This is a genomic window from Soehngenia longivitae (assembly GCF_004684055.1).
Taxonomy (GTDB): Bacteria; Bacillota; Clostridia; order Tissierellales; family Tissierellaceae; genus Soehngenia; species Soehngenia longivitae.
The window spans coordinates 1-712 of the sequence record NZ_SRIB01000032.1; the positions used below are offsets into that span (position 1 = coordinate 1).

Genomic DNA, 712 nt, shown 5'->3' on the forward strand with positions numbered 1-712 from the left:
TATATAATTTTTTTAATGAGCATTTTCCCTTGAAAATAATAATAGTATTAAATCAGTCTATGTATTTATTTTGTGATCATGTATTTTTATTTTTTCATGAGTGTAAGTCCATCATATAAAAGAAATTGCCTTAATTCTATTCAGGATAGGATACAATTATTTCAAGATTAGATTTTGCATCTTCTATAATTGAAGGATCGTCTATTCCACACTCTTTAAAGGATTTTTCAATTATTGAATCAATATTAGCTTCATAATCTTTATCTACTAATATATATTTCCTAATCGTTCTAAATATTTTAAATATTTCTTCATCACTATAATCATCAGTTAAAAAGTTATAATTACCAACTGAAAGACCAGAAATATTATTCTCTTGTTTTTTAAATAACATCCATTTATTATCAAGTAAGACCACAATATCATCTTCATACTGTGCATACTTAGCACCCTTAATTTCAAAATTTGCTTGCCCATTCTCAGTTGGAATTCTATCTCCCTCCACAGTTGATTCAACCTTTCCCAAGATGTCACTCTTATCAATTTCGATTGGAACTTCATATCCCATATACACGTATATATTATCATTTACCATAATCAAACCATCGAAATTTTCATCCGGTGGTTTCGTTTGAATATTACTGCAACCTGTCATAAATATTACTATGTAGATAAAAAATATAGCAAATAAATTAAGCTTTTTCATAATATC

General features: G+C 26.7%; 1 protein-coding gene. It reads right to left on the reverse strand.

The window, feature by feature from the left end; genetic code table 11:
* Nucleotides 1-136: 136 nt before the first annotated feature.
* The coding region (locus E4100_RS09315; RefSeq protein ID WP_209315335.1) for a hypothetical protein at nucleotides 137-712 on the reverse strand (576 nt) is incomplete at its 5' end.